At 44.3% G+C, this 18,304-nt stretch carries 18 protein-coding genes; 12 read left to right on the top strand and 6 right to left on the bottom strand.

All coding sequences use genetic code 11. The annotated features are described in order from the left end of the window. Nucleotides 1–169 precede the first annotated feature (169 nt). Nucleotides 170–2,977 carry an excinuclease ABC subunit UvrA gene (gene uvrA / locus K0O23_RS14785; protein WP_219878212.1) on the bottom strand — a complete coding sequence of 936 codons (2,808 nt, stop codon included), beginning with the start codon at nt 2,975–2,977 and terminating at the stop codon, nt 170–172. Between the two features lie 582 nt (nt 2,978–3,559). Between uvrA and K0O23_RS14780 the strand changes: the two genes are divergently transcribed. Together K0O23_RS14780 and K0O23_RS14775 are read left to right on the top strand one after the other, a co-directional pair. Beyond that, nucleotides 3,560–4,561, top strand: a complete 1,002-nt coding sequence (locus K0O23_RS14780; RefSeq protein ID WP_219878211.1) for a T9SS type A sorting domain-containing protein — start codon at nt 3,560–3,562, stop codon at nt 4,559–4,561. Between the two features lie 76 nt (nt 4,562–4,637). Further along, nucleotides 4,638–4,754, top strand: coding sequence for a 30S ribosomal protein THX (locus tag K0O23_RS14775; RefSeq protein WP_219878210.1), 117 nt, complete (start codon nt 4,638–4,640; stop codon nt 4,752–4,754). A 76-nt stretch (nt 4,755–4,830) separates the two neighbouring features. Here the strand turns inward: K0O23_RS14775 and K0O23_RS14770 are convergent, their stop codons facing one another. Next, nucleotides 4,831–6,093 (bottom strand): MFS transporter, encoded by a 1,263-nt coding sequence (locus K0O23_RS14770; protein WP_219878209.1) that lies wholly within the window; start codon nt 6,091–6,093, stop codon nt 4,831–4,833. A gap of 520 nt (nt 6,094–6,613) precedes the next feature. Here K0O23_RS14770 and K0O23_RS14765 point away from each other — a divergent pair. From K0O23_RS14765 to K0O23_RS14730, 8 genes are all read left to right on the top strand, one after another. Then, nucleotides 6,614–6,952, top strand: coding sequence for a hypothetical protein (locus K0O23_RS14765; protein WP_219878208.1), 339 nt, complete (start codon nt 6,614–6,616; stop codon nt 6,950–6,952). 268 nt (nt 6,953–7,220) lie between these two features. After that, nucleotides 7,221–7,610, top strand: coding sequence for a group III truncated hemoglobin (locus tag K0O23_RS14760; RefSeq protein WP_219878207.1), 390 nt, complete (start codon nt 7,221–7,223; stop codon nt 7,608–7,610). Between the two features lie 549 nt (nt 7,611–8,159). Continuing rightward, nucleotides 8,160–8,762: an RNA polymerase sigma factor gene (locus K0O23_RS14755; protein WP_219878206.1), complete on the top strand. Its 603-nt coding sequence runs from the start codon at nt 8,160–8,162 to the stop codon at nt 8,760–8,762. Next, a complete protein-coding gene (locus K0O23_RS14750; RefSeq protein ID WP_219878205.1) occupies nt 8,737–8,967 on the top strand; it encodes a hypothetical protein in 231 nt (76 codons plus the stop codon). Before K0O23_RS14755 ends, K0O23_RS14750 begins: the two co-directional genes overlap by 26 nt. Before the next feature lie 19 nt (nt 8,968–8,986). Then, entirely contained in the window at nt 8,987–9,670 is a 684-nt protein-coding gene (nth, locus tag K0O23_RS14745; RefSeq protein WP_219878204.1) for an endonuclease III, read from the top strand. Nucleotides 9,671–9,852: 182 nt separating this feature from the next. Continuing rightward, nucleotides 9,853–10,713 carry a hypothetical protein gene (locus K0O23_RS14740; protein WP_219878203.1) on the top strand — a complete coding sequence of 287 codons (861 nt, stop codon included), beginning with the start codon at nt 9,853–9,855 and terminating at the stop codon, nt 10,711–10,713. A 139-nt stretch (nt 10,714–10,852) separates the two neighbouring features. Further along, nucleotides 10,853–11,416, top strand: a complete 564-nt coding sequence (locus K0O23_RS14735; protein ID WP_219878202.1) for a DUF4256 domain-containing protein — start codon at nt 10,853–10,855, stop codon at nt 11,414–11,416. 114 nt (nt 11,417–11,530) lie between these two features. Next, nucleotides 11,531–12,118, top strand: a complete 588-nt coding sequence (locus K0O23_RS14730) for a phospholipid scramblase-related protein (RefSeq protein WP_219878201.1) — start codon at nt 11,531–11,533, stop codon at nt 12,116–12,118. 60 nt (nt 12,119–12,178) lie between these two features. On the opposite strand, the gene K0O23_RS14725 is transcribed toward K0O23_RS14730, so the two are convergent. Further along, the gene (locus tag K0O23_RS14725) at nt 12,179–12,649 is read right to left on the bottom strand and encodes a hypothetical protein (RefSeq protein WP_219878200.1); all 471 of its coding nucleotides are present in this window, start codon (nt 12,647–12,649) and stop codon (nt 12,179–12,181) included. 207 nt (nt 12,650–12,856) lie between these two features. On the opposite strand from K0O23_RS14725, the gene K0O23_RS14720 reads away from it, so the two are divergent. Then, entirely contained in the window at nt 12,857–13,369 is a 513-nt protein-coding gene (locus K0O23_RS14720) for a YdeI/OmpD-associated family protein (protein ID WP_219878199.1), read from the top strand. Nucleotides 13,370–13,589: 220 nt separating this feature from the next. On the opposite strand, the gene K0O23_RS14715 is transcribed toward K0O23_RS14720, so the two are convergent. Both K0O23_RS14715 and gldB read right to left on the bottom strand, forming a co-directional pair. Beyond that, nucleotides 13,590–14,789: a glycosyltransferase family 4 protein gene (locus K0O23_RS14715; protein WP_219878198.1), complete on the bottom strand. Its 1,200-nt coding sequence runs from the start codon at nt 14,787–14,789 to the stop codon at nt 13,590–13,592. Nucleotides 14,790–14,808: 19 nt separating this feature from the next. Beyond that, the gene (gene gldB, locus K0O23_RS14710; protein ID WP_219878197.1) at nt 14,809–15,810 is read right to left on the bottom strand and encodes a gliding motility lipoprotein GldB; all 1,002 of its coding nucleotides are present in this window, start codon (nt 15,808–15,810) and stop codon (nt 14,809–14,811) included. Nucleotides 15,811–15,886: 76 nt separating this feature from the next. Between gldB and K0O23_RS14705 the strand changes: the two genes are divergently transcribed. Beyond that, nucleotides 15,887–16,546 (top strand): porin family protein, encoded by a 660-nt coding sequence (locus tag K0O23_RS14705; protein ID WP_246597132.1) that lies wholly within the window; start codon nt 15,887–15,889, stop codon nt 16,544–16,546. Between the two features lie 70 nt (nt 16,547–16,616). On the opposite strand, the gene K0O23_RS14700 is transcribed toward K0O23_RS14705, so the two are convergent. Next, complete coding sequence (locus K0O23_RS14700) at nt 16,617–18,215, bottom strand: Rne/Rng family ribonuclease (protein WP_219878195.1); 1,599 nt, start codon at nt 18,213–18,215, stop codon at nt 16,617–16,619. Between the last annotated feature and the right edge of the window lie 89 nt (nt 18,216–18,304).

The raw sequence follows: 18,304 nt of genomic DNA, 5'->3' as shown, positions 1-18,304 counted from the left end.
TTAGTAAATTATGGTTTACCTCCCCCAGCCCCCTCCTAAAAACAGGAGGGGGTATTTAAATCGACACCTGATCTCCCTCCCCTGTTTTTAGGAGGGGGCTGGGGCGGGGTAAAATAAAAAAGCCGCTGCATTTATACTTTGCAGCGGCTTTTTATACTTATACTTTCGATTACAACCGCGTTTTCAAAAATCTAGCCGTATGGTTATCCTCCAATTTTGCCATGTCCTCCGGGGTACCTTCAAACAGCAAATGCCCGCCGTTAGTGCCTCCTTCAGGGCCAAGGTCAATGATCCAGTCAGCGGATTTAATGATGTCCATGTTGTGCTCTATGATAACAACAGTGTTTCCGTTTTCAATTAGCGCGTTGATGGACGTTAACAGTTTGCTGATGTCGTGGAAGTGCAGGCCGGTGCTTGGCTCATCGAAGATAAACAAGATATTATCCTGATGCGGCTGCGCGCCTTTGGTTAAAAATGATGCCAGTTTTACACGCTGGGCCTCCCCACCTGACAAGGTATTGCTGGACTGCCCCAAACGGATATAGCCCAAGCCAACATCGTTTAGCGGCCTTAATTTCTCCACAATTTTATTTTGATCTGCAAAGAAGTTTATACTATCGGCAATGGTCATGTCCAGTACTTCGGAGATGTTTTTCTCTTTATACTTTACATCCAGCACATCCTGTTTAAAGCGTTGGCCGTGGCAGCTCTCGCAGGTCAGGTAGATATCAGCCATAAACTGCATCTCGATCTTTACCTGGCCCTCACCCTGACATACTTCGCAACGGCCGCCTTCTATGTTAAACGAGAAATGCGACGGCTTAAAACCACGTGACTTTGCCAGCGGCTGGTCGGCATACAAGGTTCTGATAGCATCGTAAGCTTTTACATACGTTACCGGGTTAGAGCGCGAAGATTTACCGATCGGGTTCTGGTCCACAAACTCCACGTGCTCTATTTTGCCATAATCCCCGACCAGTTTATCGAACTTACCTGTAGCCTCTGAGCTTGAGCCGTGCAGTTTTTGCATTGCCGGGGCCAGAATCTTCTTAATTAAAGTTGATTTACCAGAGCCACTTACCCCAGTTACCACCGTCATCACGCCCAACGGCACTTTCACACTTAGGTTTTTAAGGTTGTTCTCACGGGCACCAATAATTTCGATTGCATTGCGCCATTTACGACGCTGCGCGGGAACAGGCACTTCCATTTTACCGGAAAGGTATTTAGCGGTATAAGTGTCGGCGCTTTTGGTCATCTCCTCAAAAGAGCCCTGGAACATCAGGTTACCACCACCAGAACCAGCCTCCGGACCAATATCAATCAACTGATCGGCGGCGCGCATCATTTCCTCCTCGTGCTCTACCACAATTACGGTATTGCCCAGCTGTTGCAGCGTTTTAAGCACACCGATCAACTGCTCGGAGTCTTTCGGGTGGAGGCCTATACTTGGCTCATCTAGGATATACATAGAACCCACCAAAGCACTGCCCAATGAAGTTGCCAGGCTAATACGCTGGCTTTCGCCACCGGATAAGGTATTGGACAAACGGTTAAGGGTTAAGTAACCCAGGCCCACACGCACCAGGTAGCCCAGGCGGTTTGTAACTTCTGTTACCAGGCGTTCGGACACTTTATGTTCGTGCTCTGATATTTCGAGGTTCTGGAAAAAGGCTAAGGTCTGAGTAATTGGCATCAATACCAGGTCGGTTATACTTTTGCCGTTTACTTTTACATAGCTGGCATCTTTGCGCAACCTGGAGCCTTTGCAATCGGGGCAGGTGGTGCGGCCACGGTAACGCGACAACATAACGCGGTACTGTATTTTATGCGTTTGCTGCTGCACATGCCTGAAGAAATCGTTTAGACCGTCGAAATACTTGTTACCTTTCCACAGCAGTTCCTGCTCGGCTTCCGAAAGTTCGTTGTAAGGCCTATGGATCGGGAAATCGAAGCGTATGCCGTTTTTAATAAGCGGCTGCAACCATTCGTTCATTTTATCAGAACGCCACGGTGCGACGGCTCCTTCATAAACTGTCAGGCTTTTATCAGGGATTACAAGGTCAGGGTCTATACCTAACACACTACCAAAGCCTTCGCAGGTCTGGCAAGCGCCGTAAGGGTTGTTAAAGCTGAAGAAGTTAACCGAAGGCTCTTCAAACACGATGCCGTCCAATTCAAACTTGTCAGAGAAAACACGCTCCTCACCATCGCCATACTTTACGCGGCACTCGCCATGCCCTTCGAAAAAAGCAGTTTGTACCGAGTCGGCAATCCGAAACTGTAGGTCCTCGTCTGATTTGTAGATTACCGCACGGTCTATCAGGATGTATACTTCCTTGCCCAGGTTTGGCTTTTTCTCTTCCAGCAGCTCCTCGATAAAGTATACTTCGCCGTTTGCATATATCCTAGAGTAACCTTTCTGCAAAAGCAGGTCCAGTTCCTTGGCAAGCGTGCGTTCTTTGTGCTGCAACAGCGGTGCCAATATCATTACCCTGGCCTCATCCTCCAGTGAGAAAATAAAGTCCACCACATCGGCCACAGAGTCTTTCTGTACCACTTCGCCAGAAACCGGTGAATAAGTTTTACCAATACGCGCGTAGAGCAGCTTCAGGTAATCATAAATCTCAGTGCTGGTGCCTACCGTAGAGCGGTTATTTTTTATACTTACCTTCTGCTCGATGGCAATGGCCGGGCTAATACCTTTAATGTAGTCTACATCAGGTTTATCCATACGGCCCAGAAACTGGCGTGCGTAAGAACTAAGGCTTTCTACGTACATGCGCTGCCCTTCGGCATACAAGGTATCGAAAGCCAATGATGATTTACCGGACCCGGAAAGACCCGTGACAACTATGAATTTGTTGCGCGGCAGCGCTACGCTAAGGTTTTTCAGATTATGAACACGCGCCCCTTTGATAATAATGTTCTGGCGTGCGTCGAGTTCGTCGAGGTTATAGTCAGGAATGTTTGCCATAAAAGCATCGGCCGTAACAACAGGTTTATACCCGTAACGCGGCCCTTTTCTTTTTAGATAATTTTGTAAAGTTACAAATAGCTACCCTCTTTTTGAAGGAGATTCTAAAACCTGGTAAAAGATGTTTATCAGAGCCTTTAAACCCTCTGTTAGAGTGCACCAAAGCATCTTTTTGTAACAGCTGTGGCAGCAAAAAGGTTTAGGATATTATACTCTTTTAGATAAGCCTTGCATCAGGGCCTCGCATGCCACCTCTATTGCACTGTATTTCACCAAAAAGCTATCCTTAAATATTAACAGGATAACATAAGCCTCGTACACATCTATATAGCCGCTGCATAACTTATAGTTGCTGCAAGGCTGTGCCATTTATTATTTACAGAATATTTTAAAAGACACGCTTTGCCTGGCAGCTATCCTGTTACCAGGTATCATTGCCCTTCCTGGTTTGCACATAAACTGCAATGCTACATTTGGCCTTAGGGCCTACACCCTTCTCTAAGGCAACCTGCCACATTTACCTGTTTTGCTTAGGGGTATGCTGCTGATGCTATCGTGAGAAAGAACTTAAATACCCATACTATGAAAAAGTATACTTTATTACTATACACTGCTCTTCTTCTTGTATTCTGCAGCTATCTGCCTGATAAGGCGCAGGCCCAAAACACCAACCTGCCAGACCAAGAATGCTTCTACGCATCGCCAGATGGCTGCATTACCTTAGGATACCAAAGCGTTACACCCCACGTAAACCTGCCCGGCGAAAGCCAGAACCCGAAGCTTGATGTAGAGATTATTTTTCAGGCATGCACCGACGTTACAGAAATAAGGTTAACACCAACACAAGGGCAGGCAGTTATACTTACAGGCAACCAGATACAACCTGGCGTAATCCAGACCTATGCTTTTGTGGTAAACGAAAACTCATTTAAGGATGGCAAGCTGAAACTAACAATAGAATTTACTAGCGGCCAAAGAGTAACAGTAGATATTATCTGGGATGAAGCCCTGGATTGCGGCGCACTTATACCACTGGCAGTAGAACTAACCAGCTTTACAGGCCTGCCAACCCAAAACGGTATCACCCTGAACTGGAGTACAGCCAGCGAAGAAAATAACAGCCACTTTGAGGTAGAACGCAGTGCTGACGGCCAGGCCTTTGAGCAAATAGCTAAAGTAAATGGTAACGGTAACTCAAGTATAGCCATAAACTATACTTACCTCGATATAAACCCACTACAAGGCACAAATTACTACAGGCTAAAGCAAGTGGATTACGACGGACAGTTTGAATACTCCAAAACTATTGCTGTAAGCAACGACAGGGCAACCGCTATGCAGGTTACGATGGCACCAAACCCTTGCCGCAACGGTAACTGCGAAGTACTTATCCGAAATAGCAGGGAAACGCGCCAAACCCTGCTGGAGTTAAAAGACATGTCGGGTAAGGTAGTACTCACAAAGTTGGTACAACGTGGAGCCGTGCAGCTAAGCCCTGATGAGCTGCGCCAGTATAAAGGGTTATTTATACTTACAGCCACTTCCGGCGATGAGGTAGTGCACCAGCGGGTTATACTGGAGTAATTAAAGTATAAGTAACCTGTTTTTATACTTTGTGCGTATGGCTAAATAGTAACTAACCATACTAACCAAATCACTTATGGGAAAAGGCGATAAAAAATCACGCAAAGGCAAAATTACCAAAGGCACGTACGGCAACAGACGCCCACGCAAAGCCAACAAAGCCCAACAAGAGAAAAAGGAAACAGCTAAATAGCGATTCCGTAAAAAGAAAAGAGGCGCCCCGGACGATACCTGCTCTGGGGCGTCTCTGCTTTTGTATAAAAAGTATACTAAGCCAACTCCGGTTTAGGTGTCATGTCCAGGTTGCGGAGTTTATCTGCTTTAAAAGCTGTTACCCCAACTACCAGCAATGTCATCAGGCCACCAAACACCACAGCAGGTACGGTACCCATTAGCCTTGCCGTAAACCCAGATTCGAATGCGCCTATTTCGTTAGAGGAGCCCACGAAAATACTGTTCACAGACGACACCCTGCCTTTCATGTATTCAGGAGTTAACGTATGGATGAGGGTAGAGCGGATGATAACGCTTATACTATCAAAAGCGCCGCTTAAGGCCAGCAGCACCATCGAGAACCAGAAATTAGTAGAAAGGCCAAACAGCACGATACACACTCCAAACCCTGCCACGCACCACAGCATTTTCCTGCCTGCATTCCGCGATATAGGTTTATAAGCCATAACTACTGCCATCAGCACAAAGCCTACTGCAGGTGCGGCTCTCATAAAGCCAAGCGCTTCGGGACCCATATTCAATATATCGGAGGCAAAAACAGGCAGCAAAGCTACAGCTCCGCCAAAAAGTACGGCAAAAAGATCAAGGGAGATGGCGCTAAGTATAATTTGGTTGCCAAATACAAACTTTAAACCGGTGCGCAGGCTGTCTTTAAAATTTTGTGGGTTGGCATTTTCGGGCAAAGGCCTGGAAGCGATGAGTGTGAAAAACACCAGCGATAGCAATACCAGTACCAGATCTGCGGAATAAGCCATACTTACACCCCAGAAACCATAGATCAGGCCACCCAAAGCCGGGCCAGCCAGCGAGGCTGCCTGCCAGGTGGTAGTGCTCCAGGTAATGGCATTGGCATAAAGCTGCTTGTTGGCTACTAACTGTGGCATAAACGAAAACACAGCCGGCCCCATAAACCCACGGGCAAGTCCGCTTAAAAAGATTATCGCATAAATAGGCATTACCCCGTGCTGCTGTAGTATTTGGCTGACATCCAATGTAAAGAACAGCAGCGCAGCAGAGCAAAATAACAACACTATAATAACTGCTACAATGATCTTTTTACGCACCACCACATCGGCTACATAGCCCGCATACAACGATACAACTATGGAAGGCAGAGCCTCAGCCAGACCAATAAGCCCCAGCGAAAGCGGGTCTTTGGTAATATCGTAGATCTGCCAGCCAACAATTACGGCCTGTATCTGCATGGCCAGTGTTATACATAGCCGGGCCGAAACATACAACCTGAAATCCGGAATGCGCAGTACCGCGAAAGGGTCGTGCGGGGAGGTAAGCTTCATGAATTGGGGTAAAGTAAATTAAGAGGGCACAAAGCTACATAAACTGCCGCTGCCATGCACTGGTTCCTGTTCAGATATTGCAGTCCTCAGGCCGGGTATTTGCATCATAAATATTACACTTAGCAGATTCTTAAAATCAGGCTTAAAACCAGTTAAAAACATTGTTTGCAGCGAGCAAAGCGTCATTTAAAAGTATAAACAATCCAATACTGCCCCAGCTATGCCAACCCGCCTTCGTTTTTTTAACTTTTTTATGGGTTTAAAGGGCAACACAACGCGTACATCTTAAGTATAAAAATTTATAGCTCGCCATCTGCGCAGAAACACAGCTATAGCCATTCGGCCTTTTTAAAAATTATTTCAAAGTAACCATTCTGTTAAAGTCTTGTTACTAAAACTAAGTAAAGATTAACGTATTGCTATTTTAACTTTTTCGTTAGTGTGCGCTTGCAATTTTAGCGTACTTTAAATTGCCGCAAGGCATTATATAAAACATCTTACCACTATTAAAGTTTGAATTATGAAGCAACTGGACATCCGATATTTATTGGAGAACATTGAGCGAAAGGTGTACCAGCAGGAGATAATGACTGATGCTGACTTGACAAAGATGATCAATGTTGAGATTTCGAAAGCTATTAACCTGAAGTATAAAACTGAAACTGACACCACCGACGATACACTTAAAAATGTATCCTGCACCACGCTAGAGTGCTACCTGGAACATTTAAAAGCAGTAGAGAAAAAACTACAGAAACCATGCGACATTACGGCGCAGTGCAAACCTGTAGAAGAACGTGAAATCAACCGTAAACTACTCCTGATCTTAAACCGCCTGAAAGGCTATAGCAGGAAATAATACCCGATTTTATTTAGCAAATTATCCTTCGGCAAGAATCCTCAGCTCTTTCGAAGGATTTTTTATGCCCGATACTTTCCGGTTACTGCTAATGTCCGGCTCAACGGTTATACTTTGTTTTAAAGTTTATACTTCAAAGTGACCTATATCATTTTCTTGTAGCAAAAAAGCCCTTAAACTTGTGCTTCTTTTTAAGAATACTGCTCTTATACAGCTAACAAACTGATTTAGTCAGCTGTAAGAGCAATAGCAATAAGCAAAGAGATTAATGAAACGAGACCTGGAAAACGAAGAGGATATTAAATTACTGGTTAATACTTTTTACGATGCCGTAAACCAGGACGAGTTGCTGTCGCCGGTTTTTAACGGTTTTGCTAAAGTAAACTGGGATACCCATCTGCCCCTGATGTATACTTTCTGGAGTACCGTGCTATTGGGAAGCATGGCTTATAAAGGCCAGCCATTTCCGAAGCACGTGAGCTTACCAATAGAGCGGCATCACTTTAGCCGGTGGGTGGAGCTGTTTACAAAAACTATAGACAAACTGTTTGAAGGCGACAAGGCAGCCGAAGCAAAACAAAAAGCTATCAGCATTGCACAGGTTTTTCAGATGAAGATGGGCATGATCGATACACGTACCAGGCAGCCTATAGTATAGTTACAGGCAAGTAAAACGTTTAACGGCACCCGCCGTGTAAGCACTTGCATGACACACTCCAATCTGCAACTATCTATTTTCAGACATACAGTATAAGCATTAAAAACGGCCTTATAAATTAAGGCCGTTTTTGCTTTAATCTGCTTAAAAATTCTGGCTCAGCAGCTTAATTATATCTTTAAATTTCCGCAGTTGATGCATGCTCTAATGCAGCGTAATAACTTAATTCTTTCACACAACTTATTCAGAAACCGCCTAATTATTAAAACAAGGCACATTTACTATATGTGGAAAACTAAATTGAAGGATTTTAACACTCTTTTATATTATCCTACCGTATAAGGTTTTATCAACTATAGTAAGCTTCTGCACCGGAAGCTTTGATAATGCTGAAGGTAACAAATTTATTTAGGCAAGGGTACGATGCCAGGCTTGCACAAATAAAATGCATTACATATATTTGATTCTTCACTTCAAAAAAACTTTGTTTAAAAACCTAAACGCAACAATATGATATAAAGCTCTACGTTAAACTAATGTAGCTTTAAGATGAATACAACTACGCAAGTAAGCGACTCTGCTTTAGTCTCGCTTTACATCGCAGGTAATGAGAATGCGTTTGAACAGCTAGTAAACAGACACAAAAACAAAGTTTACACCACGATCTTATTAATTGTAAAGGACACGTATACAGCCGAAGACCTGATGCAGGATGCTTTTATTAAAGCTATCCACACCATGAAGAGCGGCAGGTATAACGAAGAAGGCAAGTTCTCTTCCTGGATATGCCGTATTGCCCATAACCTGGCAATCGACTTTTTCCGCAAAGAGAAACGTAGCCCGATGATCACGCTGGAAGACGGTAGCAATGTGTTCAATACCATGGCTTTTGCAGAAGACTCTGCGGAGCAGTTCCAGGTAAAAGAGGACACCCATGCCCGTTTAAGAGAGCTTATCCAAACGCTGCCGCAGTCGCAGCGGGAAGTGCTTATGATGCGCCATTACGCCGACATGAGCTTTCAGGAGATAGCAGACTCTACTGGTGTGAGCATCAACACTGCCTTAGGCCGTATGCGCTATGCGCTTATAAACCTGAGGAAAAAGATGCTAAACAGTAATATTGCTTATGATAAAAACCTCTACTCAGAATGAGCTGATCCAGTATGTATATAACGAGTTGGCAGATGATGCCTGCACGCAGCTGGAAGCGGCATTTATGCACGACAACGAGCTGGCTGAAGGCTGCTCCGAGCTCTTACAGATCCAGAACCTTTTAGACACTGCGCTTAAAAGCCCACACCAGCGCGCTGTACAAAATATACTTAATTACTCAAAAAGCTTAAGTTTGCAGTCTTAACCGATTGCAAACTTTTTTTATGCTTAAGAAACAACGTTACAGGCTGCTGGTAGACTACTTTACACAGAACTTCCCGGAGCCTGAAACCGAACTCGCGTACACCAACCCCTACGAGCTTATACTTGCCGTTGTACTTAGCGCGCAATGCACCGATAAGCGCGTAAACATGGTTACGCCTGCCCTGTTCGAGGCTTTTCCTACGCCGGAGCACCTGGCAGCGGCTGCCCCGGAAGAGATATTCCCTTACATTAAAAGTATATCCTACCCCAACAACAAGGCAAAGCACCTTGCCGGCCTGGGTAAAATGCTGGTAGAGCAGTTTAACTCCGAAATCCCCGATACCGTGGAGCAGCTGGTAAAGCTGCCCGGCGTAGGCCGCAAAACAGCCAACGTTATTGTATCGGTTATCTGGAACCAGCCTGCCATGGCCGTAGATACGCACGTGTTCCGTGTAAGTAAACGCTTAGGGTTGGTTGATAAAAAAGCGAAAACCCCACTAGAGGTAGAAAAGCAGCTGGTAAGCAACCTGCCAAACGACCTGGTAGCCAAAGCGCACCACTGGCTTATACTTCATGGCCGCTATATCTGTGTTGCCCGCCGTCCTAAATGCGAAGAATGCCCCCTCACTCACTTTTGCGCCTTTTTCCAAAAATACTTTCCGAATATTCCCGATGACCCGGAGAACAAGGTGGGTGGAATGTAATAGGGTTAAAGTATAAAGTATGGAAGCCTGCTGCGACTATTGTTGCGGTGGGCTTTTTTGGTTGTGGGTTGATATAGTTTATACTATATTACATTTATATAATTCAGTTTATCTGTCAAAATCAACAGATAAGCCGAATAGACTTCCGTTAATACACTAGCTAGGGCAAATAAAAGCAAATAATGAAATATGCATTAATCACGTTCTTACTACTTCCATTGTATTCTTTGGCATGCTCCTGCGATCCACCACCTGTCGCTCTGGAATTCCTACAATCGAAGTATGTTATTTGGGGTTCAGTTATTGAAAAGGAATATGCAGCCGACTCCCTGACCTATACAGTTACTCTAAAAATAGATAAGCACTTTAAAGCAAATAAGGCAAAACCCAAAGAGCTCACATTCACTCAAAATGCAGAAGGCAGGTACACAGGAAACTATACTTCATGCGACTTTAGTGTAAATGAAGGAGAAAGCTGGCTCGTTTACGCCTATGAGTATAAAGGAGATTTAGCTTTTGGCTACTTCTGCTCTAACTCCAAGCCTTATAGCTCCTTTGAGAATATCAGGAAGGAAGAATTGGAAATCTTAAAGTTAGGTAACAGTATAGACCTAAATAAGATTATTTTCGAGAGAACCGCGATTCGGAACATTGCATATTCAGAAGAATATCAAAAGCCTGAGCCTAAGGTTCCGCTGGACACGCTGCTGATTCAAGTAGATAGTGAACTCTACAGTGGCCTTGATGACTCAAATTTTCAAAACTTTATCATCAATGTTGATACTAAAGGTAAAATTAGTGTAATAGCAGTACACAGAAAGCAAAAGAACTTTGAGATTAAGAGAGTTTACGATGTAATGTATCCAGCATACACTTCGATTGATAGTCTCAATACAAAGCTTCAAAACGAAATAATCAAAGCTATCATGAAAGGCAAGGTGTGGAAACCAGCTGAGTTTATGGGTAAAAAAGTCAATTCTCAAGTTCACTTGCAAGTGTATTTCAAGAAGAACAAAAAACCTTATACATCACCATTATATTAATCGCACTAACCACACTCATAAACCAGCTGCGCCGCCTGATGGCCAAACCCGTTGAGTGCAAGTATAAATAATGGCTCAATCAACATAATCCAAACAATTAACACCATCTCCCAGCATACTAAAATGCTATACACTCACTATGGCAAATAAAAAGGAATTAACTCCAGCACAACGCGAAGAACTAATTAAAACGCTAAATGCCCGTTTTGAGAAAAACAAAAGCCGCCATCAAGGTCTGGAATGGTCTGAAGTACAAGCAAGGCTGCAAGCTAATCCTGAAAAGCTGTGGTCGCTCTATCAAATGGAAATAACCGGCGGCGAACCAGATGTAGTAGGCTTTGACAAGAAAACAGGCGAATATATTTTTTTTGATTGTGCACCGGAAAGTCCCAAAGGCCGCCGAAGCGTTTGCTATGATCGTGAAGGGCTGGAGTCCAGAAAAGAACACAAGCCGGAAAACAATGCTTTGGATATGGCTGCTGCTATGGGACTTGAGCTATTAACAGAAGAGCAGTACCGGCACCTGCAAAAACTTGGAGAATTTGACGCTAAAACATCCAGCTGGGTAAAAACACCTTCTGAAATTAGAAAGCTCGGAGGAGCTTTGTTTGGTGATTACCGCTACGGACATGTATTTATATATCACAACGGAGCCCAATCTTACTATGCTGCCAGGGCCTTTCGTGGTTCACTTAGAGTTTAGCACAAGAGTAAATGGTCTTTATTTGAAACTGCTTATACTTCAAAATTCCTATATTGTCTGTTCATACTTGATCCAAAGTATGAACTACCTTTACAACATACTAAACTTTACCGCATGCACCCTATTTTAAACCAGAATTCATACTTTGTAAAAGAGCATACCGGCATTTTTAAAGCTGCTAATAACTACGATATCTACGATCCGCACACCCAGAAGGAAATCCTGACCTGCCGTGAAGAAAGCCTTGGCTTCTTTACCAGGCTGATTCGCTTTACAGATTACAAGCGAATGACACCTTTTAACATTGAAGTAAGAGCCGCCGACGGTGAAAAAGTGTTGACTGTGCGAAGAGGTGTAGCCTTGTTTGTATCCACAGTAGAGATTCTGGACGAGAACGATGAAGTGATAGGCCGTTTAAAGCAGAAATTTTTCTCGATTGGCGGAAAGTTTAATATAGTAGATGCTGGTGATAATTACCTGTTCACGCTGCAAGGCAAATGGACCAGCTGGGACTTTAAATTTGTAAAAGATACCCTGGAGTTTGCTCGCGTAAGCAAAAAATGGGCTGGCATTGGCAAAGAGCTTTTCACATCAGCCGACAACTACATACTTACCATTACCGACCAGGTGCCGCAGGATAACAACATACGCCTGCTTATACTTGGCGCCGTTATGTGCATTGATATGGTTCTGAAAGAGTAGGTTTATACTTTACAGTAGACAAAAAAGGGGAGGCTGTGTAGCCTCCCTTTTTGCATTCTCTTATCTTTCGCTTCTTTGCATTCTTCCTCCTCTTTGAGCTTTGCGCTGTTCACGCTTTTGCTCATGCTTAGCATGTTTTGCAGCTTTATCGGCTTCGTACTGGGCATACTGCTTTTTGTTTAAAATATCCTTTAGCTCGGCCTCGTAACGCGCTTTGCTGCCCTGCATTTCGCCACGTGCGCTCCTATGGTCTCTGGCTTCGCCGCGGTTGGCGTGCAAAGCATGTTTCTCCTGTGCATGTCTCAAGTTCAGGGCCTGCAGTTTCTTTTCCTGCGATTTGTTCAGGTCATACTTTTTTGTGAGCATCTCTGTGCGTTTGGCAGCCATCTCCTCAGGAGACTTCTTTTGCTTCTGCATGCGCTCTCCGCGTTGCTCAGTCCGTTGCTTTTTGTCTTTCTTTGGAGCATCCTGCGCATAAGCCGCACCGGTTATCATCAAACCCATTGCCAGCATTGCTATGATCTTTTTCATCTTCGTTCTTATTAAAAAGGTTAGATAGTTCTATTATAAACAGAGCCATAACCTAGGATATTTGCCCTGTTGTTTCTGCCTATCCAAAAGCTGTGCCATAAAATAAAAAAGCAACGAAGCCTCGAATTTATACTTGCCTAATGCTATACTTACTGCTCATTTTCAGTTAAACTTATTTTTTATTACAGCTACAAAACCTATTGCCTTATGCCCGAATCCGTCCCTGAGATAAAGTATAAAACCTGCATCAATAAACTGTCACACCTGTTGGGCATGCATTACCTGGAGGTGCCCCAGGAGGTAGTGCAGCAACTTGGCGGTAAGTATAATGTGCGCCTGCTCTGCACCATTAATAACAGCCTTACTTTTCAGGGTGGCCTGGTAGCCTTAGGCAACGGAAGCGGCTACATCAGCATCAACAACAAACGCCTGAAACAACTGGCTTTACAGGCCGGCTCCGACGTATGGGTAAAGCTGGAGAAAGACGAAAGCAAGTATGGCATGGAGGTACCCGAAGAACTGGAAGAGCTGCTGCAGCAGGACCTGGAAGGCAGAAAACGATTTGATGGCCTCACACCCGGCAGGCAACGTTACATCATCCATTATGTGGCTAGTGTAAAAAGCAGCCAACTCAGGATTGACAGGGCTATACTTTTGATCGGAAACTTAAAGCAATTGCCTGTAGGGAAAGAGTCGTTTAAAGAGATGCTGGGGAAGTAGCAACTGATCAAGTAATGCTGATTTGTAGGGACAGGTCGCGACCTGTCCGCAAGACGGCTTATCAATTAAGTAAAGGCTCGTACTTTACAATATCATTTACAGGTCCATCCACTTGTCATTAACCGTGACAGTAAACATCTGCTATTCCAATGTCCTAAGTATAAGATTCATAGCTGCTGCCATTTCCCGGACAGGTCGCGACCTGTCCCTACGAAAAAAACTATACTCTAGCAGATCCAACCAACACCTGCTCAACCTCCTTTACCAGCTCCTGCCTGTCAAACAGCTGGTAGGCAATTGCTTTTCCTCTGGCTCCTGCTGCTTTCAATTCTTCTGGCTGACTAAGTGCATACTTTATACTTTCTGCCAAAGCCTCTGGCTGCTCTGCCGGCGTGTACCAGCCTACTCCATACTCTTCTACAAAGCGTTTCGTCCAGCCGGGGTTGGTAACAATTACAGGAGTGTTACAGGCCAGGCTATCGTAAAATTTAGACGGGGAGTTGGTAGCAAGTACAGGCAGATCGTTAAAAGTAACCAGCGAGATAGCCGCAAGCCTGAACAAATTAAAGACCTCTGGCCGTGGCTGTGGCTTCAGCAATAATAAATTAGGTACCTGCGCTGCCAGTGCCTTTAGCTGGGGCTCATAGTAACCGTTGCCTGTAAGTATAAAAGTTATACTTGCATCAGCGGCCATACTTTTGATGGTCTTCATCAGGGTTAGCATATCGTTGGCGCGGCCATAAGTGCCGGCATACAATACAACCTGTTTCCCCTGTAGGTTATACTTTAGGCGTAGCTCTTCCACTTCCTGCTCGCTTATAGCATCTGCCTGAGCTATGTCTGTGCCGTTATAGTTTGTTGTGATTTTTTTGATTGAAATATCTAAGCCAGCTACATAAGCACTCATGTCCGGTGAAAGGGTAATAATGTGGCTGGCACTGTTATAGAGATTTTTCTCGGTGCGATAAAGCAACTGCTCCATCCATTTATAGTTTACAGCCCCCATCTCTATCGGGAAACTCGGCCACAGGTCCTGCACCTCAAACACCCATGGCACGTTTCGTATACTTGCAACCTGTGCTGCCACCCAAGGGGTACTAAGTGGTGTGGAAATGGCCCAGATTACGTCGGGCTTCGGCATAGTTAAGCCTTTCCAGAAGCTATAAGCTGCGTAGCCCGCAAAAGAGAAGAAGCGCTGCAATATACCCATCTTATTGGCGTAAGGTATTTTACATTCGTGCAATTTTACGCCTTTGGGTGCCCAGTTATACTTATCGGTTATCCGGATGCTGCGCCAGCCGTTGCTGGTAATAAGCGTAACCTGGTGCCGTTTTGCCAGCTCCTCCAAAAAGGTATAATGCCTGCAGGTAGCAGGGCAATCAGGGTTGTGGTGGTGCTGGTTAAATACGGCTATATGCATCAGGGGCTAACCCATCGGGTTACTTCTTCTTAGGCTTATACTTCGACTCGCTGAAAATCTTCCGGTAATCTGTGTCAGCCATCAGCTGAGGCAGTGTTACATTAGGGTTGCGCTCCATGTAAGCACGCACGATCTGCCAGCCAAGCCAGGTACCAATACGCCCCGGTGCTTTACCATCTATTTCTGGCGTAGAAGGTCGTTCGCCGATGTATTTCTGGATCTGGAAAGGGTTTTTCTCATATAACAGGCTCTTCTCAATAAAGTGTGCCCAAATACGGCCCTCGTTGTGGTGCACATCTACCAGTTGCTGGTCAGTGTAGCTGATGATCAGAGAATCTGGGGTGCAAGGCATCACCTGTTGTACAAAGTAGTAAGCCTTACCCATACTTATCATCTCCGAAAGCAACGATCTGTCTTTCAGGTTGGCCTTGTTAAAACGGTTAGATAATAGCAGCATGGCAGCAGGCACCATCTTTTCGCGTTCGTAGCGCTTCAGAATATACTCGTATGCCTGAGGGCGGTAGGTAGCGTCTTTGCCAATAAAATAATCCAGGCCAAAAACCAGCAGTGTATCCGACACAAACAAATCATTGCCCAGTGTGCCGAGCCCGGTTACAAATGTTTTTACCTGCGGCGGATCAAAATCAGGGTAATGGTGTTTGATAAATTTGAAGGCGGTTTCCAATTGCTCCTTCTCTGGTTGCATGTCGCCAAATTTATCCACTGCTTCCTGCACCAATGTATCAAGCGATGCATTGTTTGTTAAAGGCAGCAACGATCGCATCAGCACAGAATCGGAAGGGTACTCGCTGCGCTGCAGGTATACTTCTGCGAACAATGGATTTTTATCCAGAAACCCGGTCATGGCCTCTCTTGTATCTGCGCCATAAAAAGGCTTCTCTAAACGCTCTATTTCAACCTGTACCGGTATTTTAGCTACCTCTTCGGGTATATCACATCCCTTTTTTTTGCACCCGAAAGTAAATAATAGTACTGCTAGTATTAAAAATCTGTAATACATTATCGTGTATATTTGTACAAAAATAGAGGGTTCTTACGTATTAGTGTAACACTAATGCATCAATTTAATTATGCTCATGAAGAAAATCACACTCTTAGTACTCTTTTTATTGGCTGGGTTTACGTCTATGGCCCAGGTTGAAATTGGTTTAATGGTATCACCCACCATATCAAGCCCACGCTTTATAGCCGAAGATAGGCATAACTTTAAGAACGAAGGCGGCAAACTTGGTTTAGGCATTGGCGTTGTAGCGGATTATTTCTTTGCCCAGAACTACGCTTTCAGCACAGGGCTTGTGTATCGCAGCAAAGGCGGCGAGATTTCTTATACCTATGTTGATGAACTTGGCAGTTCAAGAACAGAAAAGGATGATAATTCTTTACAATATATCGAACTTCCAGTTACGCTTAAGCTTTTTACGAACGAGGTTGCCCCAGGCACTATTTTATACTTCCAAGTTGGTGGCTCGCTTAACACGAAAGTTTCTGCTAAAGTTGATGACAAAAAAGTGATCAGCGGCGAAAAAGTATCCAAGCGCTTTAGCATTTTTGAGACCGATGCTATACTTGGCGGCGGCGCTGAGTTCCAGATGGGTGAGAGCACCAAGCTTTTTGCTGGCCTTACCTATCACAGAGGCCTTTCCAACACCGACGATTTTTACCGTGATGTGTTAAATGACAAGAACATTGGTATTAAGAACAACGGCTTCTCGCTGGATGTGGGAGTAAAGTTCTAATCAGAAAACATAAAAGCAAAAAGCCGTCCCGATAGCTATCAGGACGGCTTTTTTGTTGCAAAATATATTTTTACTCTTCGTCTTTGTCTTGTACTTCTATCGGTTCTACGAAAGTCGTACGTAGTTCAATCTCATCACCCCGATCATCCATTACTTTAAAATCTGTAATGCCAAGTGATGTATCTTTTACCAGTTTCACCCACTTAAAGTACTTAAAGAACCATTTCGTTTGTTTCGATATCATACCCTTAGTATAATAATCGTACACAAACGGGTGCAGGTAAATTGTAAGGCCTTTGTGGTTGTGGCTGGTCAGCAGGTCGTCTACCGCTGCTTCAATTTCGTCTGTAACCAGTATACTGGCTGTAATTTTACCGGTACCGTTGCATGTTGGGCAAACCTCGCCGGTTACTATATTTTGCTCTGGCCTTACACGCTGACGCGTTATTTGCATCAGGCCAAATTTTGAGATCGGAAGAACCGTGGATTTTGATCGGTCACGTTTAAGCTCTTCTTTTACAACCTCGTATACTTTCTGGCGGTTTTCCGGTGTCTTCATATCAATAAAGTCCACCACTATGATACCACCTATATCCCGAAGGCGAAGCTGACGTGCTACCTCTTTGGCAGCCATCATGTTCACGTTTAGCGCTGTAGCCTCCTGATCGGTTTCGGTATTAGATTTATTCCCACTATTCACGTCGATCACATGCAGTGCTTCGGTGTGCTCTATTACCAGGTATCCGCCACCTGGTATAGTTACTGTTTTACCGAACGCAGCTTTAAGCTGTTTCTCGATGTGGAAGTGTTCGTAGGTCTTGGTTTTGCCGGTGTACTGCTTCAGGATCTTTAACTTATCCGGTGCAATACTTCCGATGTACGTCTTGATCTCGTCATAGAGCTGACTATCGTCTACTACTATGTTATCAAAACTCTCGTTTAACAAATCCCTCAAAATGGAAGAAGAACGGTTTAGTTCACCTATGACTTTGTCACATGGTTTAGCCGTTTTCAACGCCTTAAAGCCTTCTTCCCAGTTAGCGAGCATGTTGCGCAGGTCTCTGTCGAGCTCTGCTACCTCGCGGCCTTCTGCCACTGTTCTGATGATCACACCAAAGTTTTCGGGCTTGATCGAAGTGATCAAACGCTTTAGCCGGGTGCGCTCTTCTTTACTGACAATCTTTTTGGATACGCTTACCGTGTTTGAAAACGGCACCAGTACCAAAAAGCGGCCTGCCAGAGATATCTCGCAGGAAAGTCTTGGGCCTTTGGTAGAGATAGGTTCTTTTACGATCTGAACTAACAGCTGCTGTCCTTTTTTAAGCACATCAGCTATTTTGCCCAGTTTATCTATCTCCGGCTCAAATTTAAGCTGGTTTAATTTTGGCGTTGCGTTCTTCTGAGTCTGAGCTGCTTTTAAATACTTGTTAAGCGTTTTGATATTGGCGCCCAGATCAAGGTAATGCAAAAAAGCATCCTTCTGGTAACCAATATCAATAAAAGCAGCGTTTAGGCCTGGCATTACTTTTTTTACAGTACCCAGAAAAATATCGCCAACGATGTAATTTGTGTCTTTACGTTCGAAGTGATACTCTACCAGTCGTTTGTCCTGTAAAAGCGCAATACGCTCTCCATCCTGAGTAGAATTGATAATTAGTTCATTACTCAATTTCTCTCAAAGATTAGTTGGATGTATAGACCAAAGCCCACTATTGCTGAGCAATGTGGGCCTCATACTACGCAGAAGAAATTACTTCT

It is taken from the genome of Pontibacter aydingkolensis (genome assembly GCF_019443125.1).
Lineage (GTDB): Bacteria > Bacteroidota > Bacteroidia > Cytophagales > Hymenobacteraceae > Pontibacter > Pontibacter aydingkolensis.
Note: the sequence above shows the minus strand (reverse complement) of the source record. Positions and strands in the feature narration are given on the sequence as shown.